The 14,669-nt window shown below is 61.3% G+C and carries 17 protein-coding genes; 5 read left to right on the top strand and 12 right to left on the bottom strand.

Going from position 1 to position 14,669, the window contains the following annotated elements:
- Positions 1-1,208 precede the first annotated feature (1,208 nt).
- Positions 1,209-1,370, top strand: coding sequence for a ribbon-helix-helix protein, CopG family (locus KJA79_RS18090; protein WP_213043459.1), 162 nt, complete (start codon positions 1,209-1,211; stop codon positions 1,368-1,370).
- On the opposite strand, the gene KJA79_RS18095 is transcribed toward KJA79_RS18090, so the two are convergent.
- Positions 1,367-1,747, bottom strand: a complete 381-nt coding sequence (locus tag KJA79_RS18095; RefSeq protein WP_213043460.1) for a hypothetical protein — start codon at positions 1,745-1,747, stop codon at positions 1,367-1,369. The genes KJA79_RS18090 and KJA79_RS18095 overlap by 4 nt on opposite strands.
- Positions 1,748-1,944: 197 nt before the next feature.
- Between KJA79_RS18095 and KJA79_RS18100 the strand changes: the two genes are divergently transcribed.
- The 3 genes from KJA79_RS18100 (at position 1,945) to KJA79_RS18110 (ending at position 5,242) form a co-directional block, all read left to right on the top strand.
- Positions 1,945-3,567 carry a hypothetical protein gene (locus tag KJA79_RS18100; RefSeq protein WP_213043461.1) on the top strand — a complete coding sequence of 541 codons (1,623 nt, stop codon included), beginning with the start codon at positions 1,945-1,947 and terminating at the stop codon, positions 3,565-3,567.
- 22 nt (positions 3,568-3,589) lie between these two features.
- A complete protein-coding gene (locus KJA79_RS18105) occupies positions 3,590-3,949 on the top strand; it encodes a hypothetical protein (RefSeq protein ID WP_213043462.1) in 360 nt (119 codons plus the stop codon).
- A gap of 504 nt (positions 3,950-4,453) precedes the next feature.
- Positions 4,454-5,242 carry a hypothetical protein gene (locus tag KJA79_RS18110; protein WP_213043463.1) on the top strand — a complete coding sequence of 263 codons (789 nt, stop codon included), beginning with the start codon at positions 4,454-4,456 and terminating at the stop codon, positions 5,240-5,242.
- A gap of 23 nt (positions 5,243-5,265) precedes the next feature.
- On the opposite strand, the gene KJA79_RS18115 is transcribed toward KJA79_RS18110, so the two are convergent.
- The 11 genes from KJA79_RS18115 to KJA79_RS18165 all read right to left on the bottom strand — a co-directional run bounded on the left by KJA79_RS18115 (position 5,266) and on the right by KJA79_RS18165 (position 13,844).
- Positions 5,266-5,730, bottom strand: a complete 465-nt coding sequence (locus tag KJA79_RS18115; RefSeq protein ID WP_213043464.1) for a hypothetical protein — start codon at positions 5,728-5,730, stop codon at positions 5,266-5,268.
- Positions 5,731-5,733: 3 nt separating this feature from the next.
- Positions 5,734-5,925 carry a hypothetical protein gene (locus KJA79_RS18120; RefSeq protein ID WP_213043465.1) on the bottom strand — a complete coding sequence of 64 codons (192 nt, stop codon included), beginning with the start codon at positions 5,923-5,925 and terminating at the stop codon, positions 5,734-5,736.
- A 38-nt stretch (positions 5,926-5,963) separates the two neighbouring features.
- Complete coding sequence (gene dnaN, locus KJA79_RS18125) at positions 5,964-7,061, bottom strand: DNA polymerase III subunit beta (protein WP_213043466.1); 1,098 nt, start codon at positions 7,059-7,061, stop codon at positions 5,964-5,966.
- 615 nt (positions 7,062-7,676) lie between these two features.
- Positions 7,677-8,663, bottom strand: coding sequence for a hypothetical protein (locus KJA79_RS18130; RefSeq protein WP_213043467.1), 987 nt, complete (start codon positions 8,661-8,663; stop codon positions 7,677-7,679).
- Positions 8,664-8,848: 185 nt separating this feature from the next.
- On the bottom strand, positions 8,849-10,561 hold the full coding sequence (locus KJA79_RS18135; RefSeq protein ID WP_213043468.1) for a phage portal protein: 1,713 nt from the start codon (positions 10,559-10,561) through the stop codon (positions 8,849-8,851).
- 131 nt (positions 10,562-10,692) lie between these two features.
- Positions 10,693-11,523 carry a hypothetical protein gene (locus KJA79_RS18140; RefSeq protein ID WP_213043469.1) on the bottom strand — a complete coding sequence of 277 codons (831 nt, stop codon included), beginning with the start codon at positions 11,521-11,523 and terminating at the stop codon, positions 10,693-10,695.
- Between the two features lie 64 nt (positions 11,524-11,587).
- Positions 11,588-12,115, bottom strand: coding sequence for a hypothetical protein (locus tag KJA79_RS18145; protein WP_213043470.1), 528 nt, complete (start codon positions 12,113-12,115; stop codon positions 11,588-11,590).
- A gap of 17 nt (positions 12,116-12,132) precedes the next feature.
- Complete coding sequence (locus KJA79_RS18150) at positions 12,133-12,300, bottom strand: hypothetical protein (protein WP_213043471.1); 168 nt, start codon at positions 12,298-12,300, stop codon at positions 12,133-12,135.
- A gap of 116 nt (positions 12,301-12,416) precedes the next feature.
- On the bottom strand, positions 12,417-12,728 hold the full coding sequence (locus KJA79_RS18155; RefSeq protein ID WP_213043472.1) for a hypothetical protein: 312 nt from the start codon (positions 12,726-12,728) through the stop codon (positions 12,417-12,419).
- A gap of 186 nt (positions 12,729-12,914) precedes the next feature.
- Positions 12,915-13,541 carry a hypothetical protein gene (locus tag KJA79_RS18160; RefSeq protein ID WP_213043473.1) on the bottom strand — a complete coding sequence of 209 codons (627 nt, stop codon included), beginning with the start codon at positions 13,539-13,541 and terminating at the stop codon, positions 12,915-12,917.
- A 126-nt stretch (positions 13,542-13,667) separates the two neighbouring features.
- Positions 13,668-13,844, bottom strand: a complete 177-nt coding sequence (locus tag KJA79_RS18165; RefSeq protein ID WP_213043474.1) for a hypothetical protein — start codon at positions 13,842-13,844, stop codon at positions 13,668-13,670.
- Positions 13,845-14,400: 556 nt separating this feature from the next.
- Between KJA79_RS18165 and KJA79_RS18170 the strand changes: the two genes are divergently transcribed.
- On the top strand, positions 14,401-14,637 hold the full coding sequence (locus KJA79_RS18170) for a hypothetical protein (RefSeq protein ID WP_213043475.1): 237 nt from the start codon (positions 14,401-14,403) through the stop codon (positions 14,635-14,637).
- Positions 14,638-14,669: the final 32 nt, after the last annotated feature.

Raw genomic sequence — 14,669 nt, forward strand, 5'->3', positions numbered from 1 at the left:
CCGAGGTCGGAGAGCCACGAATTGGCTTCCTTTTAGCGGCTCGAGGTGGATCGTATAGGGCTCCAGATCCAGATTGCCTTCGCGAGCAAGGAATCCCGCGATTGCTCTATGGCCTCCGTCAAGGGCTCGCAAGACATGGTGCGCTCCCCAGCTTCGAGGTGGCCTTCAGACAGAGGTTGCAGAGGCTGTCACAGACCCGGTCCTTCCGTCATGAGTCGGTAATGGCACACGCCCCCGGATCGCTTTTGCGTCCTGTGAGGAACGAACGAGAGACGGATCCATTCAGGACCTGGTCTCACTAGAACCCAGGACTCACCGGGGACAGCATCACCGGGAGGTCATCAAACCGAAGGGCTCATGATCGGACCCAGCTCACACCCGGACTCCCACCCATCCAGCCAGTCGCGACTGTTTCGCGTGAAACCCTTCGCGTGAACGAGAGAAAGATGATCGGCGAGCGGGATGCCAGGACAGACCGGAGTCAACCCATTCAGACCGGGGCTCACCGGGACGAGGCTCACGGGGAACGGCTCACGACCTGATCGCATCAGGCCGGACCGGCACACATGAGCGCCCGGCCTCACAGGGCCCACGGATCACAGATGACAGCGCGAGAGGGAGGAGATAAGGAGGATGATCGATCAGAGGCAGAGAGAGCAGCAGGCCGTCACGCGAGGGCAAGAAAGGCCAGCGGGGTAGAACGGGAGGTGAGAGAGAGACGGAGGCCAGCAGCGAGAAGAGACAGCCCAGGCGGGCACCTTGGCGTGAGAGAACGGACGAGAGGCGAGGCCAAAGAAGCCACGGGGGTCCGGGAAGGGGGGACAGCAGGTGCTCCGGTGATGTCGGACGGCGACCTTGGGGAGCGCCATGGGGCCCCCAAGAATGCGCCACATACGCATCGCTCTAAACATATCCGCAAGAGCACACCGCAAGAGTTCCAGCGCTCTCGTGTAAGTTCTTGAATTCAGGGCGCTGCTAGGAACGAAGTCGACTAGAACACGACAAACTCGTTGGCGATCAGTGCCAGTCGTGCTGTAGTCGACTTCGCGCCAAAATCGCCTTGAATATCCGCGACATCGACCGCCTCCCTCTTAGCCATCAATAATCTACGTACTCACCCTACCGCAAGAGCTGGAAGAAGGGGTTCAATCAGGGGATGAATGAGGAAACGATTGACATAAAGGCTATCCGGACAACATGCTATTAGGATGACACCGAAGAAGACCGAGCCTGTCAAGAAGTTGTTCCATATTTCGCTGGAATTAGCTGAGCAGCTCCGCCTCGCCGCCTTTCAAACGAGACAGAGCCAATCAGAGATCGTCCGCCAAGCCCTCACGCAGTGGTTCGCGCGAGGGAAGAAGACGCGTTAGGCGGCTGCGAGCGCGTCGCCCGTCGCGACGGGTGTATCCACGACCACCGGCGTCTGGGTTGGACCTCCCATGGGCACAGGAGCCGGTGGAGCCGGCGCCTGGTCCGTTGGGGTCGCTCCTTGATCAGCCGACAGCACCGCCGCCGTCGAGGCGTCGAAGTCCTCCTTGGTAATCCCACACCGCTTCGCGAGAACGTCCTCTAACACTTTCGTCTTCGCTGACAGTCGCAGGCAGTCCCCTGCCAACACGCGGACCATCTGGGTGAGCGCCGAGAGCTGGGCGTCCCGCCGGACCCCCGCCGCCTTCTGCTTGGTCTTCCATCCCTTCCCCGGTCCGGTGTTCTTCTCCTTCGCGTGATCCTGTGTTGAATGTGCCATAGCTAGTTCCTCCCTGGTGAATCAAGTGATCGCGCCCAACCCGTCTGTTCTCGCACGGATCCGGCCTCACAATTAGGCCGGTCCCTGCTCTTTTTTTCGTCTGTCCTCCCTCTTACTCCTTGACAGATTTGGATAGCATGATATATATATATCATGCTATCATACTTCCTCCCCGTCTCACCCAGGAGGTCCCCCCGATGAACACCCCGATCGCCGTCCTCACGCACATGACCGGCTACATGATCCAGGACGCCAAGCAGACCATCGAAGCCGTCGGCGCCGCCCCAGACCCCTTCGCGGAAAGTGAGCGAGTGGCCGCCTACGTGCTCCTCCTCCAGGTCCGTGAATGGCTGGCCGCTCCCTCCATCGAGCAGGCCACTCCGTATCAGGGCCAGGAGTTCGACGGCGTGGGAGCCCAGGCCCTTCAAGAGCACGTCGCCATGTTCAGTTGTCTCTCTTCACGCGAGCAATACGAGACGGTGGTACAGCTCGGGCAGTTGCTCCAAAGCACCCACGATGATTATCAGTGTGGGAATGGCCTGGACGGACTGGACCGCCCGGCGGCGACGGCGTATTTCCTGGTGCCCCGCATGTCCGTCCTGCTCCACACGTTCCTCCTTCCCCTCCTGGTCATGATCGGGCTCCTGTTCGGCACCCCGGACGCGCAGGCGAATGACGAGCCCGCGTTTCTCGCGAGCCAGGTGATTGAACGATGGACCGCCGCCGCGCTCACGACGATCCAGAAGGGCGACCGGGTGGCGGTGGGGCCGATCACCTGGCCGACGGAGTCGAAGGCGCTCATGGGGACCTACCGGGACCGCCGGGCGATGCAGGGCGCGCTGGGTGCCCGCCTGGAACGGGCCGGGGTCCGGGTTGTGAGCGAACACGACACCTACGACGTGTTGCTCTGGGGCGGGGCCTGGGACGGCATCACCCGGTCCCGCGCGTATCTGCTGAAGACCGATCCGATGGGACGGACCACGATGGCAGCTCCCGTGAATCTGATCGCGCCGGTCTGGGGCGACGAGCGTCCGTATGGCGCCTGGCAGCCTCATCTTGAGCGGTTTGCGACGCAGATCGCCGAGGCCTTTGTGGCGACCAAGCGACCCCGGATCACCCTGAACCCTCACGCGGCTGACCTTGATGGCCAAGTGATTACGGGCGCGACTGAGAGCGTTCACCATGCTCTCTTGCCGCTTCTGATCGAGGCCCTGACCGGACATGGAATTGAGGTGTATCTCCCGACTCCGAGCAGCCCGACTGTTCAACTTCAAGTCGGGGTGGAATGGCCGACCATGACCGTCATGGGGCGGCACCCCGAGGACGCCCGCGACGTGGTCCATGGGGCGACGGTCCATGCCTGGACGATCGCGCACCGGGGCGCCACCACGCTGATGGCCGGGCCGCTGACGCTCGCCCTCTCCTGGCCGTCCGGGGCCCGAACTGTGGCGAAGGCCGACCAGCTGCAGGCGTTACTTATGGAGTTGCCCTGGCAATGGACGATCGAAGGCGCGAAGATCTTAGCCGATGAACGGAGTTGGCATGCTCAGACCCAGGCCTGGTGGGCAGAGAACGCACGTCAGCACCAGAAGAAGACTACCGGCATGCTCACGGGCAGCCTCGCTCGAATCACCGCGGAACATCAGCGCGCGACCCAGGAATTGAAGCAGGCCTGGAAGAACTCGCCGACTCAATCGGTGCCGAAGGAGATCGAAGAGAATAGCGCGAAGCTCGAGCGCCACTTGCACCCGCTTGCCGACTCCCTGGAGCGCCAACGGCTCCGTGGCGAAACCTACGACCGACCGTATCCACGAGGCTAACGAGAAAGGAAAAAAGGACCGCATGACTCTGTCGACGATGGATCTCGCTGACGACGACATGTATCAACAGTTCGCCGCCGAAGAGGACGTGCCGATGGACGCGTGTCACGAATGGGGATATGACCGGATCGTGACGTTGTTGCCGATGGGGTTCTTCGTGCCGCCGGAGTCCGGCCCGCCGATGGCGGCCCGAGACGCCCGCGGGTATTTGCTCTGCGTCGTGAGTTTGGGGTGGGTACTCCATGACATCGGCGGCGTGGCGTCGATGAAGGCCGTCGCCTATCGACTCTTGTCTCGCGGCCATCTCGCCCGATATGGCGACCTGCTGACCTGCTGGGACGGGATCGGCGAGTGGGGCGCCTCCGACGAGCCGCAGGATTAACTAGCCGCCACCTGGGGCCATTGCCTTTTCTGAAGAAGCCAGTCGCGTTGGGTCGACTCGAACTCTGCCGGGTCCTCGTGGCCTTCACGCCCTCCTAATTTGCGGATACCGACCGATCCGAAATTGTGCGGGCGCGTCAGATCCTTCACACCCACCGGTTCCCGCGGCACCAGTTTACGCCGGCCTCCATAAGCGAGAGGCTCTGCGTGTGATTCAGCTAGAGCGCCCAACGTAGATAACGCCCGGGTTCCTGCACAGTGGCCTTCATTCGTGTCCATAGCGTCTTCAGCTTCGGAGCCTCCCCTCCCCTTCAGCATTCTTTGTGTCCGCATCTCTGACAGGGAATACGACAGGACTCGCGTGAAACTGGCAGACGTAGGGTTCCGCATCGCACGCAGCGCGTCGCATCCTCACCATCAGGACGTGTCTCTCCCATTCGGCCGTTATACGGCCCAGAGAGGTTGAGATTTAGGGATCACCAAGAGGAAACCATGGGGAGGGCATATGCTGGACGGAAATGATCGACAGTGGCTGAATCGGATCAGCGCACATAGTGCGGGAGCGATCTTGCTCAATCAGGCCAAGGAGCGATTAGACAGGGAGACTCTGGAGAACTTCGCGTTCTTGCTCCAGGAAGACGGAGCGCTCGTGGTGTGGGGTAGTCCGGACGGATTGGATGAAGTGTTCACGGTCCGACATCACGCCGCGACGGACCTCTACCTGGCCGGCACGATCGACGCGCCGGTGGCGGACGCGAGCATCCCGGTCCCGAAGCGCCAGGCGGTGTTCTCCCCGTCCTTTCCGGCCATGATCGCAACGTGGGCGATCCAGGCGTTGAGCCGGCAGGGAGATTTGGTCTTAGGGATTGGGACGATCAGAGGCGTGGTCGCGGACGTGTGCCGACAGTCGCATCGGAAGGGGTTGGAGTTGGCGGGACAGACCTTGAAAGTGGAGCCGCCGGACGGGGGATGGGAGGGATACCCGGAATTGACGAATGAGGAGTGTCTGGCGCGGTTTCAGACGAAATGGGTCAAGAATGAGAACGGGTGCCATATCTGGCAAGGCAAGCCCGATCAGGACGGCTACGGGCGGTATAGCGCGATCGGCGTCCAATATAAGGCCCATCGGTATGCCTATTGCGCCGAGTTCGGGCCACTGAATCCCGTGCTGACCCTGGGCCATGAGTGCGTGGTCAGGCTCTGTGTGAATCCCTACCATCTGCACGCCGAGCCCCAGGAAGATAACACCGCGGAAATGTGGAGAGACAAACGGCTACGGGAACGGGCGAAGTAGACCTCTTCAGGCGGCCTGGTCGCTCACTGGGCCGCCGCCTGCGATCTTTTCCCTCTCTCTCGCAAACTTCTGCGATGGACGACAGAGACCCGAGACTCCAAGGGAACAAGCTCGTCGCGATAATACCCCACAGCGATGACCTTGCTGTGCGCTGACTTCAGAGGTTCGACGTGCGCAATCGGGCGCAGCGTTGAGCGATCTCCGTTGGGAGCAGAACGGTAAAACGTATAGCTCGACTCGTCCCCCGCCTCCGATCGTCCAGGAATGAGTAACACGGTGTGCCCCTTGGGCACCGAGACCGGCGGGAGAATCACTAGTGGAGACGTCCGGCGGCGATGACTCGTATCGACGGCATACATGTAGGAGGCGTCCGCCGGCGCCCCTCGCACTCCGCGCACCGCGGCGACAATGACCAATAGCCCGGTCGGAGCGATCCGCTGTCTATGCCGCGCCCAGGAGGAGAGTCGCTTGTTCGGTTTCTTCGCCATGATCTACTCCTTCCCCTTCTTCGTCGCCAAGGTCTGCTTCGCGATCTTCGTCCGCTCCCGGACTGCCTTGTATCCTCCAACATCGAGTCGAGTCAGTTGTTCTTTGGGACCGCGCGTGTCCCGGTCCTCCTGACGCACGCGGGCGTCCTGTTGACGGCGGGTCCGGTTGGGATGATGACAGGGTCGTGTCGCCATAATGACCTGGCCTTCCTTGTGATGGGGAGAGAAGTAACTTACTGCAGCCGGATCGGCATGATATACGCCCGCGACGCGGGCCCCGCGGGATCCACGATCGACAGCGCACCAGCTGGCCCGTCTTGCTGACACACCACCGCCTCGCCGTCGAGCGCGCCGAGCGTGTCCGTGAGATATCTATCCTGAAAGCCGGCCCGAAACGGCGTCCCCATATAACTCCCCGCCAGCGCCTCTTCCGCCTCCCCGTGCTCCGCACTCCGCGCCGTGATCGACGCCCCGCTTTCGGTGTAATCCAGAGCGATCACTCCGTTGGTCGTGACCAGCGACGCCCGCTTCACGGCCCCGATCAGCTCCTCGCGTGAGACCGTGAGCGCGTTGGGCGCGGCCTTCTGGGGCACCAGCGCGCGCCAGTTCGGATACGTCCCTTCGATGAGTCGAGAGGTCATGGCGTATGACCCAGCTTGTATATGCACCAGCCTTTGATAGGAGATGCCGAGGGTGAGGGTTTCCACGCCGTCGAGTTGCTTGGCGAGTTGGATCATCGCCTTCCGGGGGATAATCCCGGACCACGCCAAATCGCCAGCCCCGGGGATCTCCAGTGTCTCCAGGCAGAGCCGGTGCCCGTCCGTCGCGACGGCCGTCAGCACGCCGCCGGCAATTTCAACATAGAGCCCGTGGAGCGTGAATTTCGCGCCGGTCTGTCCGATCGCGTAGAGCGTGCGGCGGAGGATCCCACGCCACAGGGCCGCGTCCAGTTGCACGCCGTTCTCCACGAGCGGTGAAGGCACATCTGGAAATTGGTCGGGTTCCAGGCCCGCGAGCGCGTAGCGAGAGGAGCCCGCGAGAAGCGTGGCGTTGTGCTTGATGATCGTGATAGTCAGCGGGATGTCGGGCAAGGCCCGCACGATGTCGTAGAGTTTGCGGATCGGAAGCAAGGACCGGCCGGGGGTGGCCGTCGCGACGGGCGCCGAGGCGCGGCAGGCGATTTCGTTGTCGGTAGTGGTGAGGGTGAGGGTATTAGGAGCGAGAGGGTCGATCATGAGAAGGACGGAGGCCATAGGTCCACGGCCGTCCGTCCCGCCGATCACAGAGTTAAGGGCATGGGTCAGCTCCCGGGCTTGAATGGTCAGCTTCACTGTTTACCTCTTCTCCCGTCGCGACGGGGTGTTGAATCTTCGCGGCCGCCCGCCGCCGGCGGTCCCAATCCCGAGCGCGGGTGCGTTCGAGATCTTGGTCCCGCAGATACCGAAGACGCCGTGCGGTCCGCTCACACGTCCGACACAACGTGTTCGCGCAGCCCGACACGACGTAGGGCCGGTATGCGGCGAGCGGGTGCCATTGCCGGCAAACGCGGCAATAGCGTTCGATGCCACCGTCCGCGGTCTGACGTGTTGGGGCGCCGCGCCACGGGCGCGTGGGCTTGACGGAAGCCGTCGCGACGGGCGCCGGGTCATGCGCGGGCTCCTGGGGCGGCGTGGTGATCGGTGAGTCGGGGGATTGATTGGGTTCCATTAGGCATGCCTCCTAGCTTACGGGTTAATCGTAAATCGTCCAGCACGACTGGGGCGCGTGGGACGACTGGGACGGTTTTTCGCGCGTCCTAGTGTGGAGGATAGGTTCAGGAATGACGCAAGGGCGTGGTATTGAAGGACAGGATCGCAGAGGTGCTGGCGAGGAGTGATCGGCGTGGAGAAAGAGGGTTTGCGCGAGGCTGAGAGGGAGGAGGAAGCGATGCCGCCTCCCTCTTGGTCCTAGGTGGTGGCATGGCGTCGCATGGATGCGAGCGCGTCTTCCACCGACTTTCCACGAAAGATCTGGGCCCGGAACGTATTATACGAGATCCCTTCTCGCCGTGCGATTTCTGCCAGCGACTCTGTGTGCTCGCGTGCTTTGAGCGCGGCAATGGCATCATCGCCTGATTCGCCGGCATGGATCCGAGCCAGGAACGCTGAATAGCCGACGTCATACTTTCTCGCAGCCTGCATCGCGGTCAGCGAAACGCCATCGACCGTGATAATTACATTCGTGCACATGTTGTTCGCCTGCTCCTCGGCGGTCGCCCACCGACAATTGAGCACGAGCCGTCCATCAGGACCAATGATCCACCCGTATCCACGCGAGCCATTGATACGATCGAGCGATACTTTCTCGTCGGGAATTTCACCCATATCCTGCAGGAATCGGGGGAACGAGACCCACTCCGGCGTTTCGAGCCCAATACCCTTCTTGAGATAGTACGGGTAATGCCTAACACGGGCCAGCATGCCCTGCCAGCATCGATAAGTGCGAGTCTCGCGCATACCATGCTGCAACCTATTGTTCCCGCTCGCGCATGATCGACACCGTGATCCTCCGCTATTTACAAAGGCGTGAGTAAATTCAACCAGGCGAGGCTGTGCGCGATCCGGCAGACACGCCAAGCAGACAACCTGGATATACGTTTTCCCGTGCGTATGCGGGCGCCCCTCTTTATCCAGCAGACCACTCACCACGACACATTTTGGATATTCGATATCTGGGAGCGAAAAGATCTCTCTATTTTTGCATCCACAACAATATTTGCCGCCCTTATCGATAAACGCTTGATCATACTTCACTAATCGCACTTCGGCGCGATCCTTGGGGCATCGCTTGCAGACCACCGGGAGACACCGTTCCCCTTTATAGGTCTGGAGTGGACCCACTACGTGACATTTCAGATATTCTTTCTCCGGCGCCGGTAACGTTTCTTTTCCCATCTCTCACCTCCTTGTTATGGTGAGAACATGCGACGGCGGCGGCCGTGGCGGGACGATTTGGCAGGACAGACCGCGTTGATTTCTGGCAGGAGTTTCGCGCGAGGCCAAGAGGGAGGAAGATGCGATGCCGCCTCCCTCTTGCTGTGTGAAGAGAGCTGTCTGGCGTGAGGACCCGTCGCGACGGGCTACTGTTCCCGGTCGCGGTCGGCGGTCTCTGGAGCCTCCGAGTCAGTCGCGACTGGCTGGCCGTTGCCGCCCTGTTGCTCCTGGCCCTGCCTTGTGGTCTGGTCGGATCCGGGTTGGCCCGGGGGTTGATCGCCGGGTTGTCCGGCGCCTCCGCCGGCCTGTTGTTGCTCGGCGGCCTGTTGCTGTTGCTGCGCCTGGAGCTGTTGGAGGTAGATAGATTGGAGGCTAGGGTTGAGCGGCGCGTCTTCCCACGCCTCGCCTAACAATTCGATGCCCTCGCGCTCTTTGAGCTGCCTGACGCTCATCGTGAGCTTCTGGACCTCGTGCTCCCAGGCCATGTCCGTTGGCCGGAGCCCGTTAAACCGCAGAATGAAGTCCGGGTCGATCCGGGCCAGGATCCCGTTCGTGTAGGTATCCTCAATCAGTGTAAGGAGCGGCTCGAGCCCGGTGTCTCTGGCGTCCGCGAGCGCCTCGGCGCGATCGCTCCCAGACAAACTCGAGCGGCCCGCGCTAAAACTCTCACTGTGGAGCTCGATCGGATCCATGCCATAGACAAGAGCAATGATCGACGTGAGCCATACCATCCATTTGCTAAACATCATCTCGTCGAATTCGATGCCGAACCGCTCGAACGACGCGCCGCCGTCCTTGTTATCGCTAAAGAGGACCGGCAGGCTCCAGGCGTTATTCACGCCCTTCACCATCGCGTTCCACTGCCTCTTAAAGGCGTTGGCTTGCTTGGCATCGTAGGAGCCGACGACGGTCAGCAACCCCTTTGGAATCGCGTTCTTATCGAATCCGGCCATATTGTAATTCATCGCGTTTAACCAGCCGGTACAGATCTTCACGATCATTTCCGGCGGCGCGTAGCCGTAGCCCCCGCTGCGCACGTCGGCGCGCGGATCCAGGAGCGTGTAGACGAGATCGTGGTAGCTGTAGGCGGTCTGGGGAATGCCGTTAATCACCTGCACGGCAATGATCGAATCGTCCCCATCGTAGCCCTGCTCGGACGCGAATCGGATCGTGGAGGCGTCGATCACGGACAGTCCGTCGATCATCCGCCCGTTGCGCGTGCCCATGGTCTCGAGCGCCCAACACCCATACGTTAAGAGGTCGCGCACACCTTTACGGAGGACCGCGGTAATGGGTTCGCGGCCAAGGCGAGCCATTGCGACGGGGTGTCGTTCCCAGCCGCTATGGAGCACGAATTGCTCCAAGGCCATCTCCTCACGTCCGCGCTTCCCTTGTCCCGGGTCCTGATTATCAGAGCGACGGACCTCAAAGTAGAGATCACGGCCGCGTTCGTAGCTGCGAGCAAATCGGCCGGTCTGGTTCTGTCGACGCACAATCGCGCCGTTAATGATCGGCATCTGTTCGACGAGGAGGCGGAGGTGGTCGGTGCCGTAGAGGCCGGACCGTTCCCAATAGCCACCGGCGATCACGTTGCCACTCATCTCGTCGACAATGACGGACTTAGGCTCACGCGGACCGCGAGGACTGACGAGACGAGGCGCCAACTGTTGGGCCTTCGCAAATTGCTCTTCCTGTTGCCACTCAAGCACGGCGTCCCGGATCATGGCGACGTCGGCCTGTGAGGGCATTTCCGAACTGGTCGGGCGGTAGATCGACTCGAGCTCCGCACGCGCGTGTGCGCGTTCCTGAAGCGGGGCGCGGGTATCAGAGGCAAAAAAGGCGAGTTGTTCAGGGCGCACGTAGACCTCTTTGACTGTGGGGGATCTCCCAGGGTCAAAGATACGGCGAGCGGGGGTTGCTATTTAGAGAGGAGGAAGGAGGCGCCCCGGCGGCCGTAGAGACCGCCGGAGAAAAGAGAGAAGAAGAGAACTTACATGACTGGGGCGCCGTCGATCGGCTTGCCCTTGACGAGCTGAAGAATTCGCTGGCCCTCTAGACTCTTCGCTCCCTGAACCTCGACGACCAGACCAAAATGATTCACGAGGACATCTAATAACATAGAGACCCGTCGTGCTCGCCATGCGTCCGGGGCCTTGGCTTCGTCTTCACTTACGGAGGAGACGTAATCCTGGCAAATACTGGCGAGCTGAAAGCCCGGATCCAGGCTCCCAGTCGCCTGTTCGGCGAGGCGGCGCGCCGTGGTGATCGCCTCCTCTTGATCAGCCGACAAGAAAAAATTCACGGACCGGCGGGAAGGCTCCACGGCCTGTCCGCCCGTCGCAACGGGTCCACCGATCGCACCGACCCGGACCTGTTGAACATAGTCGTTGAACTGATTCGTCGGCAAACTCTTGGCTTTTTCTAGGATCTCTGATCGCTTCGGGGCCAAGCGGCCCGTTTTCTGTAGAGGGACCAGAGCTTTGGCTTTGGTCCATCCGATATCCGCCAACATCTCGCGGGGGATCTTCGCCTCTTCAACGAGAGTCTTTTCCATCGCCACGAAGGTTCTTGCCGTCTCTGGGTGGAGGACGTCGTCCTGCTCGATCCAGGCCTCGAAACTGTCAAAGCCCCACCGTTTATAGAGCCCGTCGCGCTGGACGATCCGGAGCAGTTGCGAGAGGCGGAGGAACTTCGAGCTCACCTCTCGCGCGAGGCTCTTAATCTCGGTGCGGATCGCGTCAGTCGGCGCCAGCGCCGTCTCCGGCTCTAGCACCGAGATGCGGCTCGAATGAATCACAATGTCCTGTGTTGCTGTCGTCATCGCTCCCTCCCCTTATCTCTCACGAATAATTACTGGTGGCTCTCTCTATCAGGGTTCCGTCCGGCTATTTAAGATGCTCACGAAACCAGCTCCGGCCCCGCACTTTCTCCTCCGACCAGGCCTCGGGGTCAGTCATCAGATCGATAAATGCCGGAGTCGTGCCCCGCGCTTGCAAATACGCGCACGTCTGATCTTCCGTCAATACCGCAGAAGTGCGGCTATAGCTCGGGTGCGACTGTGTCAGCATATAGGTCCCACGATCACGAGTGAGGATCTTCACGTCCCCGTGGCGTGTATCAAAATCGAGAATCACGGCACCCCGGACCCGGCGCTCCTCCATCGCCTCGGCGCGCATGCGGTCTAACAGCCCCGGCCAGCGAGTGACCTCGGGCATGCCCAGGATCGTCCCGTAAGACGTTCCGTTGGCCATCGCCTGGGCGATCGTCGCGGCGTCAGTCTCGGCCCCCGCCGGCGCCTGGATGGTCAGTGCCTCGGCCGCCTCAAACCGCATCGTCTCCAGCACGACCGACCGCAGGAGCTGTGCTCCTGTGCTCTGCATGTGATCCATCAATGCTTGTCTCTTGTCCGCCATGATCGTCTCTCCCTTCATCAGTAGTTGATCGGGGGTAGGTTAATTGTCCGTGCTCCCGCGGCCATCCGTGCCGCCAGGAGCGTTTCGACCAGATGCCTGGCCGCCCAGTAGGCTGCCTGTTCGGCCTGCCGGGCGATCCGGACGGTCTGGGCCGTCCGGTATTGCTCGATAGTCAGCGTCTTCACTTGACCGACTCCTCTGTCTTCTTCTTCCGTTCTTCGAGCGCCCGCTTAACGATCTGCTTCTCTTCCCATTCTTCAAACCGTCGCTTGCTCATGCTCATGATCGTGTCCCTCCTCAATTACTCAACGTCGTTCAAAGCCAATTCTTCGTAGCACCGGGTCCGGACCGTCTCGATCGCGATTGCCCGGATCGCGGGGTAGCGCCAGAGCCGACGAGCCTCATTCAAGAGCGTCAGCCGCTCCCCCTCGACGCCGTCGGTATCCAGCTGTGACCAGCACAGTTCCTCGAATTCCCCCGCGTCATCCAGAGCCGCCCGGTTCTCACTCACGACATCGACGATCCCATAAAGCTGTTCCACCGGCACGTCTGTGCCCAAGATCGCGTCTGACAGGATCTGGGCCTTCTCTGCATTGTTCACTTGATTTTCCATCGCCTCACCTTTTGTTTGATCGGCGGAATTGCCGACCATCTACTCATCATTATGCGAATCCAGTACACATAAACGCGGGAAAGATCGCGCCACTAACGAGTGTTGCTGTCATCTTCACGCGAGGCTTCACGCGAATGAGCAAGAGGGAGGATGATCGGATGCTGCCTCCCTCTTGGCCTCCAACTCCTACGCCTCGTCCCCTTCCTCGTCCTTGGCCTCGGCGTTCAGCGCCTCATGGCGCCCGACCAGATAGACGGCCACGACGCCCTCGGCGACGTGGTGCGAGGCGAGGTCCTGTTCCCGGTAGCCCTCGCCCGCCAACAGATCCTGAACCGACTCGCGGGCGTCCGCCTTGGTTTCGAACGCATCATGGGCCGTCCGGGACCAGTCATTGGTCGTCCCCAGCCAGCCGTCGGTGCAGATCTCGTGACTCATATTCAGGCGCGGCGGTGTCGTCGTGATCTCGTAGGTGTGGGTATTGGTGTGCTGGTCTGGGTCCGGACCGACGTATTCGCACTCGACGACGTAATACGTGGCTTGCTCCGCCAAGATCTCGTCCAGCGTTTTCTCGAGGAGGTCGTAGGGCTCGCCCTGGGGAATCCATTCGTCCGCCTGCGTGATCTCGTCCAACTCCAGCGACTCCAGGACCGCCTCTTTTTCCGCCTGGGTCGTCACGACAGCGGTCGCTCCCAGCCAGGTGAAGAAGTAGCCGGCGATATCCTCTCCGTCGTTATCGGTCTCATTCCTCCCGATATACCCATACGCCTGGCCGTGGATCTGCTCGCCCTGGTTTAATTCGATATAGAGTTTCATACCCACTCTCTGTTCCGTGCCGGCGAGATTGCCAGCAACTACAGAACATGATGCGAAGCGGGCGATCAGAAGCGCGGGAATTACCACGCCACTAAACGCGTTGTGGTGGCAGGTTCGCGCGAGGGTTCACGCGAGGAGCAAGAGGGAGGATGCATGCCATCCGCATCCCTCTTGCTCCTCGCGCTGTTCATCGTAGTCGTAGCAGGCGGGTTTGTAGGCAGCGGCAGTGTAGTAGCCGTGCGCCACACCGGCCGGAATCCGCGTCCCAGCGCACGCACGCGCCGCAACGGCCGGAGATGCCATGATGGAGCCGCGGTCATGGGGAGCTGGGGGAGTCTGGTCGCGCAGGGCTTGTTTGTGGCCCTCGGCCCATGCTGCCTCAGGACCCGTCGCGACGGGTGTGACTCCAGAGCCAGTCGCGACTGGCTGGACAGCGGGGGGCTCTTGGGCGCCGGGGATCCAGAGCTCCTCGGTCGAGGCGGGGCGGTGGAACGCTTGGTAAACTTAGATTGAGGCAATGCAACTGCTTCGCGATTTGATCTCGTGGTAACAGCACTTGCTGACGGGGGTTGTTGGATACTGAAGTGCTTGCAAGAAATGAGATGCAAAGACTTATTCTTCCACTGATAAGACCGAAGAACAGGAAGGTGGCTGAAGTCGATCGAGCTAAATTAGCAACCCCTAAGCAGGCACCTCGGCGCGCTCGGTAGCCGTTCCTGCCCGTTCGTGCATTCCTCCCCTGCTACACTGTAAGGACTCATCGCCCGCGACCGCGCGGATGGCGTCGCTTGCCCCGACAAGGGCAACCGCCTGATGCCGGCGGGCTGTTTCCCCCACCCTCATCAGTAAAGGAGGCGCGATGCCTCATCAACAGTCGTCGGGCCAACATCTCACCGTCTCGCAGGTCGCCGCGCGTTTAGCCATCACGGAGGACCATCTCAGGAGGTCCATTTTGGGCCAGCCGGATGGGATCCGCGCGCTCAAACTCGGCAACGGGCCCCGCGCACAATGGCGGGTCCGTGTGTGCGACCTCGAGGCCTGGGAGGAGGCCAAGCTGGTGTGCTACGATGCCGCCCCGCGGCCGCGTCGGCACTAGCAGGCGGCGTCATGGTCCGGCGGTGAATCGAT

The sequence above is a fragment of the Nitrospira defluvii genome, assembly GCF_905220995.1.
Lineage (GTDB): Bacteria > Nitrospirota > Nitrospiria > Nitrospirales > Nitrospiraceae > Nitrospira_A > Nitrospira_A defluvii_C.

Coding starts and splice junctions, on each gene's coding strand:
- KJA79_RS18165 (WP_213043474.1), bottom strand. CDS start 13,844: ATGGCATCTCCGGCCGTTGCGGCGCGTGCGTGCGCTGGGACGCGGATT.
- KJA79_RS18170 (WP_213043475.1), top strand. CDS start 14,401: ATGCCTCATCAACAGTCGTCGGGCCAACATCTCACCGTCTCGCAGGTC.
- KJA79_RS18160 (WP_213043473.1), bottom strand. CDS start 13,541: ATGAAACTCTATATCGAATTAAACCAGGGCGAGCAGATCCACGGCCAG.
- KJA79_RS18105 (WP_213043462.1), top strand. CDS start 3,590: ATGACTCTGTCGACGATGGATCTCGCTGACGACGACATGTATCAACAG.
- KJA79_RS18130 (WP_213043467.1), bottom strand. CDS start 8,663: ATGGGAAAAGAAACGTTACCGGCGCCGGAGAAAGAATATCTGAAATGT.
- KJA79_RS18155 (WP_213043472.1), bottom strand. CDS start 12,728: ATGGAAAATCAAGTGAACAATGCAGAGAAGGCCCAGATCCTGTCAGAC.
- KJA79_RS18120 (WP_213043465.1), bottom strand. CDS start 5,925: ATGGCGACACGACCCTGTCATCATCCCAACCGGACCCGCCGTCAACAG.
- KJA79_RS18100 (WP_213043461.1), top strand. CDS start 1,945: ATGAACACCCCGATCGCCGTCCTCACGCACATGACCGGCTACATGATC.
- KJA79_RS18140 (WP_213043469.1), bottom strand. CDS start 11,523: ATGACGACAGCAACACAGGACATTGTGATTCATTCGAGCCGCATCTCG.
- KJA79_RS18110 (WP_213043463.1), top strand. CDS start 4,454: ATGCTGGACGGAAATGATCGACAGTGGCTGAATCGGATCAGCGCACAT.
- KJA79_RS18145 (WP_213043470.1), bottom strand. CDS start 12,115: ATGGCGGACAAGAGACAAGCATTGATGGATCACATGCAGAGCACAGGA.
- KJA79_RS18095 (WP_213043460.1), bottom strand. CDS start 1,747: ATGGCACATTCAACACAGGATCACGCGAAGGAGAAGAACACCGGACCG.
- KJA79_RS18115 (WP_213043464.1), bottom strand. CDS start 5,730: ATGGCGAAGAAACCGAACAAGCGACTCTCCTCCTGGGCGCGGCATAGA.
- KJA79_RS18090 (WP_213043459.1), top strand. CDS start 1,209: ATGACACCGAAGAAGACCGAGCCTGTCAAGAAGTTGTTCCATATTTCG.